The organism is Micromonospora sp. NPDC005206 (genome assembly GCF_040608175.1).
Classification (GTDB): Bacteria; Actinomycetota; Actinomycetes; order Mycobacteriales; family Micromonosporaceae; genus Micromonospora.
The window spans coordinates 147,100-160,923 of record NZ_JBEXHU010000018.1 but is presented as its reverse complement, the minus strand read 5'-3'; the positions used below and the strand labels follow the sequence as shown (position 1 = coordinate 160,923).

Here is a 13,824-nt window from a genome sequence, read left to right as displayed (position 1 = left end):
AGAACGGTTCACATTCTGCCTACCGGCCAGTAGCGTGGGCCTCCGGTCTGAAGCGACGAAGGGGAGCGGCGATGACGGAGCGGGTCGAAGGTCACGGCGGGGAGTTGGCGCTCGCGGCGCTGCGGGCGCACGGGGTGCGCGAAATGTTCACCCTCTCCGGCGGGCACGTCTTCCCGCTCTACGACGCCGCGCACAAGACCGGCTTCCCGATCTACGACGTCCGGCACGAGCAGTCCGCCGTCTTCGCCGCCGAGGCGGTGGCCAAGCTTCAGCGTCGTCCCGGCCTCGCCGTGCTCACCGCCGGGCCCGGCGTCACCAACGGCATCTCGGGCATGACCAGTGCCTTCTTCAATGCCTCCCCGGTGCTGGTGCTCGGGGGCAGGGCGCCCGCGTTCCGCTGGGGCTCGGGCAGCCTCCAGGAGATGGACCACCTGCCGCTGGTCGCCCCGGTCACTAAGCACGCCGAGACGGTGTTCAGCACCGACGACATCCCACGTGCGGTGGGTGCGGCGCTCACCGCGGCGCTCACGCCGCACCGCGGGCCGGCCTTCCTCGACTTCCCGCTGGAGACGGTCTTCTCGGTCGCCGAGGCCGACGTGCCCGCGCCGACCGGCATCGACCCGGTCGAGCCGGACCCGGAGGAGGTCGCCCGGGCCGCGACGCTGATCGCCGGGGCGCAGCGGCCGGTCATCATCGCCGGCTCCGACGTGTACGCCGGCGACGCGGTCGCCGCGCTGCGGGAGGCGGCCGAGGCGTTGCAGGTGCCGGTCTTCACCAACGGGATGGGCCGTGGCTCGCTCCCGCCGGAGCACCCGCTCGCCTTCGCCAAGGCCCGCCGGGCCGCGCTCTCCGGCGCCGACGTGGTCGTGGTGGTGGGCACCCCGCTGGACTTCCGGCTCAGCTTCGGTGACTTCGGTGACGCCAAGGTGGTGCACATCGTCGACGCGCCCAGCCAGCGCGCCGGGCATGTGCAGCCGGCCGCCGCACCCGCCGGCGACCTGCGCCTGATCCTCTCCGCGCTGGCCGACCACGCGGGTGACCGGGCCGACCACAGCGGCTGGATCGCTGACCTGCGCGCCGCCGAGGACGCGGCCCGGGCCCGCGACGCGGCCGAGATGGCCGCCGAGACCGACCCGATCCGGCCGGCGCGGATCTACGGCGAGCTGCGCCGGGTGCTGGCCCGCGACGCGATCACCATCGGCGACGGCGGTGACTTCGTCTCGTACGCCGGGCGGTACCTGGAGCCGGCGCAGCCCGGCACCTGGCTGGACCCGGGCCCGTACGGCTGCCTGGGCACCGGCATGGGCTACGCGATGGGCGCCCGGGTCAGTCACCCGGATCGGCAGATCTGCGTGCTGATGGGCGACGGGGCCGCCGGCTTCTCGCTGATGGACGTCGAGTCGCTGGTCCGCCAGAAGCTGCCGGTCGTGATCGTCGTCGGCAACAACGGCATCTGGGGTCTGGAGAAGCACCCGATGCGGGCCATGTACGGCTACGACGTCGCGGCCGACCTCCAGCCGGAGTTGCGCTACGACACGGTGGTCAGCGCGCTCGGCGGCGCGGGGGAGACGGTCGCCAAGGCCGCCGACCTGGGGCCGGCCCTGCAGCGGGCGTTCGACGCCGGAGTGCCGTACCTGGTCAACGTGCTCACTGACCCGACCGACGCGTACCCCCGGTCGTCGAACCTGGCCTGAGTCGCACCCGCCGCCGCGCCGTCGCCCCCCAGCGGGCGGCGGCGCGGCGTCGTCCGGCAGCTAAATCAGCGGAATGTCGGCGCCGGTCGTCGTAACGTCAGCCGGGGATCGGCGGGGATGTCAGACCTGTCGCCCATGGTGGTGTCACCACCGGAGACGACAGGGAGTTGCGATGGACTACGCGATCCGCGCCGAGGGCCTGGTGCGGCGTTTCGGCGCCACCACCGCCCTCGCCGGCGTTGATCTGGCGGTTCCGACCGGGACCGTCTTCGGCCTGCTCGGGCCGAATGGCGCCGGCAAGACCACCGCGGTGCGGGTGCTCGCCACCCTGCTGCGCGCCGACGAGGGCCGTGCCACGGTCGGCGGCTTCGACGTCGTCCGCGACGCCCATCAGGTGCGTCAACTGATCGGTCTGACCGGCCAGTACGCATCGGTCGACGAGACCCTGACCGGCGCGGAGAATCTGCTGCTGATCGGCCGGCTGCTCGGGCTGAGCCGGGCCGACGCCAAGCAGCGCGCCCGTCAACTGCTCGCCGATTTCCAGCTCAGCGACGCCGCCGACCGGGCCGCCAAGACCTTCTCCGGCGGTATGCGGCGCCGGCTGGATCTCGCCGCCAGCCTGGTCGGCCGGCCGCAGGTGCTCTTCCTCGACGAACCGACCACCGGCCTGGACCCGCGCAGCCGCAACGACCTGTGGGACATCGTCCGCGCCCTGGTCTCCGACGGGGTGACGGTGCTGCTCACCACCCAGTACCTGGAGGAGGCCGACCAGCTCGCCGGGGAGATCGCGGTGGTCGACCACGGCCGGGTGATCGCGCAGGGCACGCCGGAGGAGCTGAAGGCCAAGACCGGCGGTCAGACCCTCACCGTGCGACCGGCCGACCTCGCCGACCTGGGCGCCGTGACCGCCATCGCCCACGCGGTGTCCGGCGCGTCTCCCGAGGTTGCCCAGAACGCGGTCACCGTCGCGGTGAACGACCCCGGTGTGCTGCCCGCGGTGGTGAGCCGCCTCGACGCGGCCGAGATCGCGGTCGCCGAGCTGGCGCTGCGCGGCGCCAGTCTGGACGAGGTCTTCCTCTCCCTCACCGGCCACCGGGCCGAGGACGCCCCGGCCGGCACCGACCTGGAAAGGACCCCCGCATGACCGCCGCCACTCTCGCCCCTGCTCTGACGCCGGCCCGCCGGCTCAGTCCCGCCGCCGGGCTGCGGCATACCTTCACGCTGGCCTGGCGCAGCCTGGTGCAGATCAAGCACAACCCGATGGAGCTGCTCGACCTGAGCATCCAGCCGGTGATGTTCGTGCTGCTGTTCACCTACGTCTTCGGCACCGCCATCGCCGGGTCCTCCGGCGAGTACCTCACCTTCATGCTGCCCGGCATCATGGTGCAGAACGCGCTCTTCGCCACCATGACGACCGGGTTCGGGTTGAACAACGACCTCACCAAGGGCGTCTTTGACCGGCTCCGGGCGCTGCCCATCGCCCGGTGGGCGCCGCTGGCCGGCCGGATCCTCGCCGACACCGTCAAGCAGGCCTGGTCGATCGCGCTGCTGCTCGGCGTCGGAGCGATCCTGGGCTTCCGGGTCGGCAACGGGCTGCTCGGGGTGGTCGGGGCGTTCGCGCTGCTGCTGGCGTTCACGCTGGCCGCGTCCTGGATCTCGGTGCTGGTCGGGGTGCTGGTGAGCGAGCCGGACAAGGTGCAGATCTTCGGCTTCATGGTGATCTTCCCGCTGACCTTCACCAGCAACATCTTCGTGCCCACCAACCGCATGCCCGGCTGGCTGCAGAACTGGGTGGAGGTCAACCCGGTGACCGTGGTGGCCGACGCGCTACGCGGCCTCCTGGTCGGCGGCCCGGTCGCCGGCCCGGTGCTCCAGACGCTGCTCTGGGGCGCCGGCATCGCGGTGATCTTCGCTCCGCTGGCGGTGCGTGGGCTCAAGCGTCGGGTGTGACCCGCGGCTGTCGGCCTGGGCCGCCGTGACCTGCTCGGGCGCGGTGGCCAAGGTGTGGTGGCCAGGCGCGGGTGGGTCTCACACCTCCGGCCGGTCACCCTCGCGCGGCGGCTCGCCGTCGCGGTGGCGCAGGTCGTCCTCGCGCCGGCGCAGGTCTTCCTCCCAGCGGCGGAAGAGCTCCTGGTCCTGCTGCTGCGAGCGCTCCTGCACGGAGCGGAGGAATTCCGGGTCGTCGTCGGGGGCGACCGGGCGGCGGCGCTCGGCGGGGCGGTTGCCGGTCGGCCAGGCCTTGCGGGCGCCGGAGCCGGGCTCCCGGCCGGCGACGAACCAGGCGATCGAGCCGACCAGCGGGAAGAACAAGATGATCAGCACCCAGGCGATCCGGGGCAGGGCGCGGATCTGGCCCTCCTCGGCGGAGAGACAGCTGATCAGCGCGCAGACGGCGAGGACGATCTGCACCAGGAAGAGGAGTACGTACAGCCGGGCCATGCACCTATCATGGCTCACCCGGTCCCGTCACCACAGTCCGCGAACCACCAGTAGCGCACCGAGCAGCGCGAGCCCGGCGATGGCCAGCGCGACCAGGGGCAGTGTCCGACCGCCGGTGCGCGCCGGTCCCGTTCCGGTGCCCCGCGACCAGCACAGCACGAGCACCGCCCCCCAGAGCAGCACGGCGGCGCCGGCGATCAGCGCGCCGCTCGGGTCGCCGGTCGACCCGAGCCGGACGGCCAGCGCGGTCACCACGGTCAGCGCCAGCGCCGTCCGTCGCCAGGCCAGCCGGGTCCGCTCCGGTTGCAGCCCGGGGTCACGCCCGCCGTGCACCGCCCGGCCCGGCTCGCCGGTCACGATTCGCCGATCGCCCGGACCAGCACCGCGACCACCAGCAGCGCCGCGCCGGCACCGACGGCGAGGGCGAGGATGGCGGGGAAACGGGAGGCGGGCAGCTCCTGACCGAGCCGGATGGCCCGTTCGGTCCGCGCCCAGTGGTCCACCGCGCGGACGGCGACGGCGCCGCCGAGCAGCAGCAGCGCGACGGAGATCGCCTCCCGCAGGTGGGCCAGCGGCAGCGGCGGCAGGAACTGCGCGGTGGCCAGGCCGCCGCCGACCAGCGCCAGGCCGGTGCGCAGCCAGGCCAGGAAGGTGCGCTCGTTGGCCAGGGAGAAGCGGTAGTCGGGTGTCTCGCCGACCGAGCGTAGGTCCGCCGGGTCGAACCACCGCCTGATCGCTTCCCTCACGCTGCCGATTATCCGCTTGTCCTGCCGCTTAACCTGAGCCGGTGACCGACCTTGACGTGATGACCTTGCGCGCCGCCTACGACAACCAGCTCCGCCCGGAGATCCCCGATCCGGTCCCGGCCGGGGTGACGGTGGAGCGGGACGGGCCGCTGGTCCGGATCATCGGGCTCGACGCCGGCGGATTCCTCACCTACCGCGACCTGGGCGGGTTGACCGGCGACGCGCTGGACGAGCTGATCGCCCGGCAGGTGGAGCTGTTCCGCCAGCGCGGCGAGTCGGTGGAGTGGAAGCTCAACGGGCACGACGAGCCGGCGGATCTGGCGGACCGCTTGCGCGCGGCCGGCTTCGTGGCGCAGGAGCGGGAGACCGTGGTGGTCGGGCCGGTCGCGCCCCTGGCGGCCGCGCTACCGGTCGCCCCCGAGGGGGTACGCCTGCGTGAGGTGACCTCCCGGGCCGACCTGGAGCGGATCGCCGCCATGGAGGAGGAGGTCTGGCAGGCGGACCGCTCGCACCTGGTCTGGGGGCTGGCCAAGGAGATCGACGCCGAGCCGCACTCGATCACGGTGGTGGTGGCCGAGGCGGACGAGACGGTGGTGAGCGCCGGCTGGGTGCGGTTCCCGGCGAACAGCCGCTTCGGCACGCTCTGGGGCGGGTCCACCCTGCCGCAGTGGCGGCGCAAGGGCATCTACCGGGCGCTGGTCACCTACCGGGCGCGGCTGGCCGACCAGCGGGGCCGGACGCTGCTGCAGGTCGACGCGTCCGAGGACAGCCGGCCGATCCTGCAGCGGCTCGGCCTCGTCCCGGTCACCACCACCACCCCGTACGTCTACACTCCGTGATCATGGAGCAACGGTTGACGGACGAGGAGCGGCTGACCCTCAAGACGGGGGCGTTCGGGGCCGTCTTCCTGGTCTCCAACGCCGAGCCGGGCATGCTGGGCGTGATCCGGGAGAGCGTCGCCGCCTCCGGCGCGCTGGCCGGCGCCAGCGGGGTGGTCAAGGAGGCGTTGACCACGGGTCCGCTGCCCCGGATGCCCCGGGACTCCCAGTTGGAGATCGAGTCGGTGGTGCTGCCGGCTCTCGACCGGGCGATGCGGATCCTGCGGGAGAAGTCACCGGCGGACGTGGACGCGTACCGCGCGGTGGTGTTGACCGCGGCGGACCGGGTGGCGCGGGCGCACGACGGGGTGGCCCCGGAGGAGGCGGCGGTCATCGACCGGATCCGGGGCGCGCTGGCCTGACCGGCCTGCTCCGCGGCCGGCGTCGGTGAGCTGTGTCACTCTGAGTGCCCCGGGGGGCCGCAACCTACTGGCAGGTAACATTGCGCCGTGGGCAACCGCACAGCACTCCGCGGTTGACCCGGCGTCGACCGACGCGCGAGGCTGCGCCCGAGACCGGGCGAGCGAATCGCAACACCACACAGGAGGGTCGTCGAAGCGCGATGAATATCGTCGTACTCGTCAAGCAGGTGCCTGATTCGGGCGCGGACCGCAACCTGCGCAATGACGACAACACCGTCGACCGCGGTTCGGCGAACAACGTGATCAATGAGATGGACGAGTACGCCATCGAGGAGGCGCTGAAGATCAAGGAGGCGCACGGCGGCGAGGTCACCATCCTGACCATGGGTCCGGACCGGGCGACCGAGTCGATCCGCAAGGCGCTCTCCATGGGCCCGGACAAGGCCGTCCACGTGGTGGACGACGCCCTGCACGGTTCCTGTGCGGTGGCCACCTCGAAGGTGCTCGCCGCCGCGCTCGGTCAGCTCAACGCCGACCTGGTGATCTGCGGCGCGGAGTCCACCGACGGCCGGGTCCAGGTCTTGTCGCACATGATCGCCGAGCGGCTCGGCGTCGCGGCGCTCACCGGTGCGCGCAAGCTCACCGTCGACGGCGCCACGCTGACCGTCGAGCGGCAGACCGAGGAGGGCTACGAGGTCGTCACCGCCGCTACCCCGGCCGTGGTCTCCGTCTGGGACACCATCAACGAGCCGCGCTACCCCTCCTTCAAGGGCATCATGGCCGCCAAGAAGAAGCCGGTGCAGACGCTCTCCCTGGCCGACCTCGGGGTCGCGCAGACCGAGGTGGGCTTCGACGGAGCCACCAGCGCCGTCGTCGAGCACACCAAGCGCCCGCCGCGCTCCGGCGGCGCCAAGATCACCGACGAGGGCGAGGGCGGCGTCAAGCTGGTCGAGTTCCTCGCTACCGAGAAGTTCGTGTGAGAGCGGGGTCTGGACATGTCTGAGGTTCTCGTCGTCGTCGAAGCCACCAAGGAATTCGGCGTCAAGAAGGTCACCCTGGAGATGCTCACCCTCGCCCGCGAGCTGGGCACCCCGAGCGCGGTGGTGCTCGGCGGTGCTGGCGCCGCGGAGGCGCTGAGCGCCAAGCTGGGCGAGTACGGCGCGGAGAAGATCTACGCCGCCGAGGGTGACGAGATCGACGGCTACCTGGTGGCCCCCAAGGCCACCGTGCTGGCCGAGCTGGTCAAGCGGGTGCAGCCGGCCGCCGTCCTGCTGGCCTCGGCGCAGGAGGGCAAGGAGATCGCCGCCCGGCTCGCCGTCAAACTGGACAACGGCATCCTGACCGACGTCGTCGGACTGGACGCCGACGGCACCGCCACGCAGGTCGCCTTCGCCGGCTCCACCATCGTCAAGTCCAAGGTCACCAGGGGCCTGCCGCTGGTCACCGTCCGCCCCAACTCGGTCAACCCGACCCCGGCGGCGGCCACCCCGGCGATCGAGCAGCTCACCGTGTCGGTCACCGACACCGACAAGCTGGCGAAGGTCGTCGACCGGGTCGCCGAGCAGAAGGGCTCCCGCCCCGAGCTGACCGAGGCCGGCGTGGTCGTCTCCGGCGGTCGCGGCGTCGGCAACGCCGACAACTTCAAGCTGGTCGAGGAGCTGGCCGACCTGCTCGGCGGCGCCGTCGGCGCGTCCCGCGCCGCGGTCGACTCCGGCTTTTACCCGCACCAGTTCCAGGTGGGCCAGACCGGCAAGACGGTCTCCCCGCAGCTGTACGTCGCGCTCGGCATCTCCGGTGCCATCCAGCACCGCGCCGGCATGCAGACCTCGAAGACCATCGTCGCGGTCAACAAGGACGGCGAGGCGCCGATCTTCGAGCTGGCCGACTTCGGCGTGGTGGGGGACCTGTTCAAGGTCGTTCCGCAGGCCGCCGAGGAGATCCGCAAGCGCAAGTGACGCTCCCGGGGCGACGCCGAACGGTGGCGCCCCGGACCGTACGACGACGAGTGGCCGCCCGGGTGTCGGGCGGCCACTCGTCGTTTCCGCGTGGAACCCGCCGTGTCCCGGCGGTGGAAAGGGAGCTGATCGGCGGGCCGGGGAGCTGAGCCGGCCCGCCGATCAGCCCGTCAGGGTGCCCCTCAGCAGGCTGTCGCCGGAGTGACGGGTGTTGTTGTCGTACTGCTCGGCGGAGACGTCGACCACCGTGTAGCTCTTCAGGTCGACATTCGGGGGCAGTGGCAGCAGAGCGTCCGCGTCGGCACCGAGGGTGCCGATCGAGAACATCTCCATGGTCGTCGGGTTGATGAGCCAGACCTCGTAGTACCCCGACACGCGCGGGAGATTCGCCACGTGCAGATGTAGTTGGCCGTTCTGGAGCACCCGCGCGTCACCCTGGGCCGACTTCGGTGTCGAACCGAAGGCAGCGAGCGGCGCGCTGGCCACCACCGGCTGCGTCGGAGCGGGCTCCGGGTCGTCCTGGCGCAGCACCGACACCGTGCCCACCACGCCGACCGCCGCGGCCGCGACCGCGGTGACCGCGGTGGCCGCCCAGCCCGACCGGCGAGCGCGACGGCGGGACCGGGAGCGGGTCGTCCGACCGGCGGCACCGGGCCACGCTGGCTCGTCCGTCGTACCGCTGACCGGCTCGGCCGCCTGCCGTCGACGCGTCTCGGTCAGCGACGGCAGGGCCTCCGCGGCGCTGATCTCCGCCGTGATGCCCTGCCAGACGTGCTCCGGCGGGTCGGGCAGGTCAGCCAACCCCTGCGTCTCCGCGCCGAGCCCGGCCACCTGCTGGAGGCTCTCCATCTCCACCCGGCAGTGCGCGCAGGTGTCGAGGTGGGTGCTCTCCCCGTTGTCCGCCTCGCTCTCACCGAGCGCCAGAAAGACCAGCCGGTCGTGGTCCAGGTGCTGCACCGTCCACCTCCCATCTGCGTTTCAAGCTCGCCATGCCGCGCCGGATGTGACTCTTCACGGTGCCCAGCGGCACGCCGGTCACCGCCGCTATCTGCTGGTGGGTCAGGTCGTCGTAGAAGGCCAGCTCCAGCATGCGTCGTTGGTCGTCCGGCAGGCGAGCCAGCTCGTCGGCGACCACCAGCCGATCGACCACCCGGTCCGGATCGGGACCGGTCTGCGCCGGCTCGGGCACCTGGCGGACGGTCTCGACCACCCGGGTCTCCCGGGCCGTGGCCCGCATCCGGTCGATCACCTTGCGCCGGCCGATGCCGAGCAGCCAACCGATCAGCGAACCCTTGGCCGGATCGAAGGTCTCCCGCCCCAGCCAGGCGCCGACGAACGTCGCCTGGGTCACGTCCTCGGCGTCGCCGCGGTTGGCCAGCATCGAGGTGGCCAGGTGCAGCACGGCGCGGCCGTACCGGTCGTACGCCTCGCGGAGCGCGACCTCGTCGCCAGCGCGGAACCGGAGGGCGAGGTCGTCCACCGGGAGGTCGGGTTCCTGTCCGGACGCCGTCATCGGGCTGCTCGCCTTCGATGGGGCATGCCCGACTGTAACTCCCACAGCCTCCGCCCCACTCTCCCCGTCGATGTCATCTCACGAAGCTCTTCGTTCCCCGGACCCGGTTCGGATGCGGACCGGGCCGAAAAAAGAAATCCATGTCCGATCGCATCCACCCGTCGCGGAGCCGGCGTAACCCGTTCTGCAAGCCAGGCCTGACGAATCAGCACCAATCAGCAGGAGGCAGACATGCAGCTCTCGTACTTTCCGTCGGGTCGCCGCCGGTGGCGCCGTCGCCGCGCTGGTCTTCGCCGGCGTCGGCGCGTTCACCGCCACCCCCGCGTACGCCGCCACGTCGAAGGTCTCCGTCGTGCACGGCATCCCGGACACCCCGGTCGACGTCTACGTCAACGGCAAGAAGACCCTCGACAACTTCAAGCCCGGTGACGTGGCCGGCCCGCTGAACCTGGAGGAGGGCGAGTACGACATCGCGCTCACCAAGCCCGGTGAGGCAATCGACAAGGCGATCCTCAAGGTCGACGACGCCGCGGTGCCGGGCGGGGCGAACATCAGCATCGCGGCACACCTCGACGCCGCCGGCCAGCCGAAGATCACCCCGTTCGCGAACGACGTCTCCAAGGTCGACGCCGGCAAGGCCCGGCTGATCGTGCGGCACACCGCCGCCGTCCCGGAGGTGGACGTCCGTGCCGGTGGAACCCCGGTCTTCGAGGGCCTGACCAACCCGAACGAGGCCAAGGGCGACGTCGACGCGGGCAGCGTGCAGGCGGACGTGGTGCTGGCCGGCACCGACACCGTGGCCATCGGCCCGGCGGACCTCAACCTCAAGGAGGGCACCGCGACGATCGTCTACGCGATCGGCTCGGCCGAGGCCAAGAACCTCGACGTGGTCGCCCAGACCATCACCGGCCTGCACTTCGCCCCGGGCGGCGTGCCCAGCGGTGACGGTGGTCAGGCCGGCACGGGTGTGGACACCTGGTGGTACGTGCTCACCGGTGCCGGCGTACTCCTGCTGCTCGGCGGCGGGGTGCGGATGGCCACCGCGCGGACCGGCCGCACGTGACGGTGCGCAACCGCGGCGCGCTGGCGGCCCTGGCCGCCGGCGTTGCCGCGCTCACCGTCGCGACCCTGGTGGCGTGCGGCTCCCAGCCCGCCGACGACGTCGGCGCCGAGGAGGCGAGCGCGCTGGCCACCGCCACCGCCGCGCCGCCGGCGGCCGCCCCGTCGGTCCCGGTCACCGCCGGGGGACTGCCGGCTGGCGCGGTGACCGTCCCGCCGGTCCGCCTGGTGATCCCGGAGATCGGCGTCACCGCCACGGTCGACGCGGTCGGCATCAACCAGCGGACCAACGAGTTCGAGGTGCCGCCGAGCGTCGACCGGATCGGCTGGTACCGGTACGGCCCCGGCCTGGAGGCGGACGCCGGCTCGGTGGTCATCGCCGGCCACGTGGACAGCGCCAGGCAGGGCAGGGGAGCGTTCTTCCGGCTGCGCGAGCTGGGCCAGGGGGACACCCTGACCGCGACCGGCAGCGACGGCAAGGCCCGGCGGTACCGGGTCGTCGCCCGGGAGGAGTACGCCAAGACCAGGATCCCGCTGGACCGGTACTTCGCCCGGGACGGCAAGCCACGGCTGACCCTGATCACCTGCGGAGGGCCGTTCGACGCCGCCGCGCGCAGGTACCGGGACAACATCGTCGTCACCGCGGTGCCGGCCTGACCGGATGGCTCGCCCGCGGCCGTTCGACGGGCGGACCCGGGGGTCGGGGTGGGGAGGGTCGCGCCCTTCCCGCCCCGGCGGCGCCACGCCCAGGGAGGGTCGCGGGTTCCGGCTGTCGGCCGGGTCCCCTCCCGCGTCCGCTCCCTGACCGGTCAGCCGTAGGCTGAACGGTGATGGCATACCTGGATCACGCGGCGACGACTCCGATGCTCGACGAGGCACTGGAGGCGTACGTCGCCACCGCCCAGAAGGTCGGCAACGCGTCCTCCCTGCACGCGGCGGGTCGCCGTGCCCGCCGCCGGGTCGAGGAGTCGCGCGAGCGCGTCGCCGCCGTGCTGGGTGCCCGGCCGTCCGAGGTGATTTTCACCGGCGGCGGCACGGAGAGCGACAACCTCGCGGTCAAGGGCATCTTCTGGGCGCGGCGCGGGGCCGGCCCCGACCGCCGGCGGGTGATCTCCAGCGCCGTCGAGCACCACGCGGTGCTGGACGCGGTGGACTGGCTGGCCCAGCACGAGGGGGCCGAGGTCGGCTGGCTGCCGGTGGACGCCGCCGGTCGACTCGACCCGAACGACCTGCGCGCCGAGTTGGCCGCGCACGCCGACCGGGTGGCCGTGGTCACCGCCATGTGGGCGAACAACGAGGTCGGCACCATCCAGCCGGTGGCCGAACTGGCCGCCGTCGCCGCCGAGCACGGCGTGCCGTTCCACACCGACGCCATCCAGGCGGTCGGGCAGGTGCCGGTCGACTTCGCCGCGAGCGGCGTCGCCGCGCTGACCGTCACCGGACACAAGCTGGGTGGCCCGACCGGGGTGGGCGCGCTGCTGCTCGCCCGGGACGTGGCGGCCACGCCGCTGCTGCACGGCGGCGGACAGGAACGCGACGTCCGCTCCGGCACCCTGGACACCGCCGGCATCGTCGCCTTCGCGGTCGCTGTCGAGGCGGCGGTGAAGGGCCAGCAGGAGTACGCGGCCCGGGTGGCCGCGCTTCGCGACGACCTGATCGAGCGGGTCCGCCGGGCGGTGCCCGAGGTGGTCTACAACGGCGACCCGGTCGACCGGCTGCCCGGCAACGCGCACTTCTCCTTCCCGGGCTGCGAGGGCGACGCCCTGCTTCTCCTGCTCGACGCCCAGGGCATCGCCTGCTCGACGGGTTCGGCCTGCTCAGCCGGGGTGGCCCAGCCCTCGCACGTACTGCTGGCGATGGGCGCCGACGACGACCGCGCCCGCTCCTCGCTGCGCTTCACGCTCGGGCACACCAGCACGCAGGACGAGATCGACGACCTCATCGCGGCCCTCCCCGCCGCCGTCGACCGCGCCCGCCGAGCCGCCGCCCTCCGCACCCCCCGCTGACACCCCCCGGCCAGGGCCGGGATGGGGCTGGGTCGGGTGCGGGCGCGAAGGGTCGCCGGACGGGGTGGATAGGCTGGAGGAGGGAAGGGAGTCAGCTGGTGAGGGTGTTGGCGGCGATGTCGGGCGGGGTTGACTCGGCCGTGGCGGCGGCGCGGGCGGTGGCGGCCGGGCATGACGTGACCGGGGTGCACCTGGCGCTGGCCCGCAATCCGCAGACCTACCGGACCGGGGCGCGCGGCTGCTGCACGCTGGAGGACTCCCGGGACGCCCGGCGGGCCGCCGACGTGATCGGCATCCCGTTCTACGTCTGGGACATGGCCGACCGGTTCCACGAGGACGTGGTGGACGACTTCGTGGCCGAGTACGCCGCCGGTCGTACGCCGAATCCCTGCCTGCGCTGCAACGAGAAGATCAAGTTTTCCGCGGTGCTGGACCGGGCGGTGGCCCTGGGCTTCGACGCGGTGGTCACCGGCCACCACGCCCGCCTCGGCCCCGACGGGCTGCTGCGCCGCAGTGTCGACGTGGCCAAGGACCAGTCGTACGTGCTGGCCGTGCTCACCCGCGAGCAGCTGGACCGCTCGATCTTCCCGCTCGGCGACTCGACCAAGGCGCAGGTCCGCGCCGAGGCCGCCGAGCGTGGCCTGGCGGTGGCCGACAAGCCGGACTCGCACGACATCTGCTTCATCGCCGACGGCGACACCCGCGGCTTCCTGGCCGGCCGCCTCGGCGAGGCGCCCGGCGACGTGGTGGACGCGAGCACCGGCGCGGTGGTCGGCAGCCACACCGGGGCGTACGCGTACACGGTGGGCCAGCGTCGCGGGCTGCACCTGGACCGGCCCGCCCCGGACGGCCGGCCGCGCTACGTGCTCTCCATCACGCCCAAAACCAACACTGTGACGGTCGGCCCGGCCGAGGCGCTGGAGGTGTCCCGGGTACGTGCCGAACGGCCGGTCTGGACGGGTGGCCCACGCCCGGACGCGCCGGTCGAGTGCGAGGTGCAGTTGCGCGCGCACGGCGACGTGGTGCCGGCCACCGTCGCCCTCGACGGCGCCACGCTCCACGCCGAGCTGCGCCGGCCGGCACGCGGCGTCGCCGCAGGCCAGGCCGTGGTGGCGTACCGGCCGGACCCGGCCGGCGACGTGGTCCTCGGCTCCGCCACCATCACCGGCTGA

At 72.9% G+C, this 13,824-nt stretch carries 16 protein-coding genes; 11 read left to right on the top strand and 5 right to left on the bottom strand.

Annotated features, from left to right (window positions below):
* The first annotated feature begins 71 nt into the window (after positions 1-71).
* The 3 genes from ABZU69_RS26530 to ABZU69_RS26520 all read left to right on the top strand — a co-directional run bounded on the left by ABZU69_RS26530 (position 72) and on the right by ABZU69_RS26520 (position 3,644).
* Positions 72-1,694 (top strand): acetolactate synthase, encoded by a 1,623-nt coding sequence (locus ABZU69_RS26530; protein WP_354967032.1) that lies wholly within the window; start codon positions 72-74, stop codon positions 1,692-1,694.
* Between the two features lie 172 nt (positions 1,695-1,866).
* The gene (locus tag ABZU69_RS26525; protein ID WP_354967031.1) at positions 1,867-2,838 is read left to right on the top strand and encodes an ATP-binding cassette domain-containing protein; all 972 of its coding nucleotides are present in this window, start codon (positions 1,867-1,869) and stop codon (positions 2,836-2,838) included.
* Complete coding sequence (locus tag ABZU69_RS26520) at positions 2,835-3,644, top strand: ABC transporter permease (protein WP_354967030.1); 810 nt, start codon at positions 2,835-2,837, stop codon at positions 3,642-3,644. The genes ABZU69_RS26525 and ABZU69_RS26520 overlap by 4 nt, the downstream gene beginning before the upstream one ends.
* A gap of 78 nt (positions 3,645-3,722) precedes the next feature.
* Here the strand turns inward: ABZU69_RS26520 and ABZU69_RS26515 are convergent, their stop codons facing one another.
* Genes ABZU69_RS26515 through ABZU69_RS26505 form a run of 3 tightly spaced genes read right to left on the bottom strand, consistent with a single transcriptional unit; the run spans position 3,723 to position 4,879 of the window.
* Positions 3,723-4,133 carry a PLD nuclease N-terminal domain-containing protein gene (locus tag ABZU69_RS26515; protein WP_121675266.1) on the bottom strand — a complete coding sequence of 137 codons (411 nt, stop codon included), beginning with the start codon at positions 4,131-4,133 and terminating at the stop codon, positions 3,723-3,725.
* A gap of 27 nt (positions 4,134-4,160) precedes the next feature.
* Positions 4,161-4,490 (bottom strand): DUF202 domain-containing protein, encoded by a 330-nt coding sequence (locus ABZU69_RS26510; protein WP_354967029.1) that lies wholly within the window; start codon positions 4,488-4,490, stop codon positions 4,161-4,163.
* Complete coding sequence (locus ABZU69_RS26505; protein WP_354967028.1) at positions 4,487-4,879, bottom strand: DUF202 domain-containing protein; 393 nt, start codon at positions 4,877-4,879, stop codon at positions 4,487-4,489. Before ABZU69_RS26505 ends, ABZU69_RS26510 begins: the two co-directional genes overlap by 4 nt.
* Before the next feature lie 41 nt (positions 4,880-4,920).
* Between ABZU69_RS26505 and ABZU69_RS26500 the strand changes: the two genes are divergently transcribed.
* The 4 genes from ABZU69_RS26500 (at position 4,921) to ABZU69_RS26485 (ending at position 8,074) form a co-directional block, all read left to right on the top strand.
* Entirely contained in the window at positions 4,921-5,718 is a 798-nt protein-coding gene (locus tag ABZU69_RS26500; RefSeq protein ID WP_354967027.1) for a GNAT family N-acetyltransferase, read from the top strand.
* Positions 5,719-5,720: 2 nt separating this feature from the next.
* A complete protein-coding gene (locus ABZU69_RS26495) occupies positions 5,721-6,119 on the top strand; it encodes a hypothetical protein (RefSeq protein ID WP_354967026.1) in 399 nt (132 codons plus the stop codon).
* Between the two features lie 200 nt (positions 6,120-6,319).
* Positions 6,320-7,099 carry an electron transfer flavoprotein subunit beta/FixA family protein gene (locus tag ABZU69_RS26490; RefSeq protein ID WP_354967025.1) on the top strand — a complete coding sequence of 260 codons (780 nt, stop codon included), beginning with the start codon at positions 6,320-6,322 and terminating at the stop codon, positions 7,097-7,099.
* 15 nt (positions 7,100-7,114) lie between these two features.
* Positions 7,115-8,074, top strand: coding sequence for an electron transfer flavoprotein subunit alpha/FixB family protein (locus ABZU69_RS26485; RefSeq protein WP_121652417.1), 960 nt, complete (start codon positions 7,115-7,117; stop codon positions 8,072-8,074).
* A 162-nt stretch (positions 8,075-8,236) separates the two neighbouring features.
* On the opposite strand, the gene ABZU69_RS26480 is transcribed toward ABZU69_RS26485, so the two are convergent.
* Together ABZU69_RS26480 and ABZU69_RS26475 are read right to left on the bottom strand one after the other, a co-directional pair.
* On the bottom strand, positions 8,237-9,031 hold the full coding sequence (locus ABZU69_RS26480) for an anti-sigma factor (protein WP_354967024.1): 795 nt from the start codon (positions 9,029-9,031) through the stop codon (positions 8,237-8,239).
* Positions 8,985-9,587, bottom strand: a complete 603-nt coding sequence (locus ABZU69_RS26475; RefSeq protein ID WP_354967023.1) for a sigma-70 family RNA polymerase sigma factor — start codon at positions 9,585-9,587, stop codon at positions 8,985-8,987. The genes ABZU69_RS26480 and ABZU69_RS26475 overlap by 47 nt, the downstream gene beginning before the upstream one ends.
* A 214-nt stretch (positions 9,588-9,801) precedes the next feature.
* On the opposite strand from ABZU69_RS26475, the gene ABZU69_RS26470 reads away from it, so the two are divergent.
* The 4 genes from ABZU69_RS26470 (at position 9,802) to mnmA (ending at position 13,824) form a co-directional block, all read left to right on the top strand.
* Positions 9,802-10,650 (top strand): DUF4397 domain-containing protein, encoded by an 849-nt coding sequence (locus tag ABZU69_RS26470; protein WP_354967065.1) that lies wholly within the window; start codon positions 9,802-9,804, stop codon positions 10,648-10,650.
* Positions 10,647-11,303, top strand: a complete 657-nt coding sequence (locus ABZU69_RS26465; protein ID WP_354967022.1) for a class F sortase — start codon at positions 10,647-10,649, stop codon at positions 11,301-11,303. Before ABZU69_RS26470 ends, ABZU69_RS26465 begins: the two co-directional genes overlap by 4 nt.
* Positions 11,304-11,476: 173 nt before the next feature.
* The gene (locus ABZU69_RS26460) at positions 11,477-12,652 is read left to right on the top strand and encodes a cysteine desulfurase family protein (protein WP_354967021.1); all 1,176 of its coding nucleotides are present in this window, start codon (positions 11,477-11,479) and stop codon (positions 12,650-12,652) included.
* Positions 12,653-12,750: 98 nt separating this feature from the next.
* A complete protein-coding gene (gene mnmA, locus ABZU69_RS26455; RefSeq protein WP_354967020.1) occupies positions 12,751-13,824 on the top strand; it encodes a tRNA 2-thiouridine(34) synthase MnmA in 1,074 nt (357 codons plus the stop codon).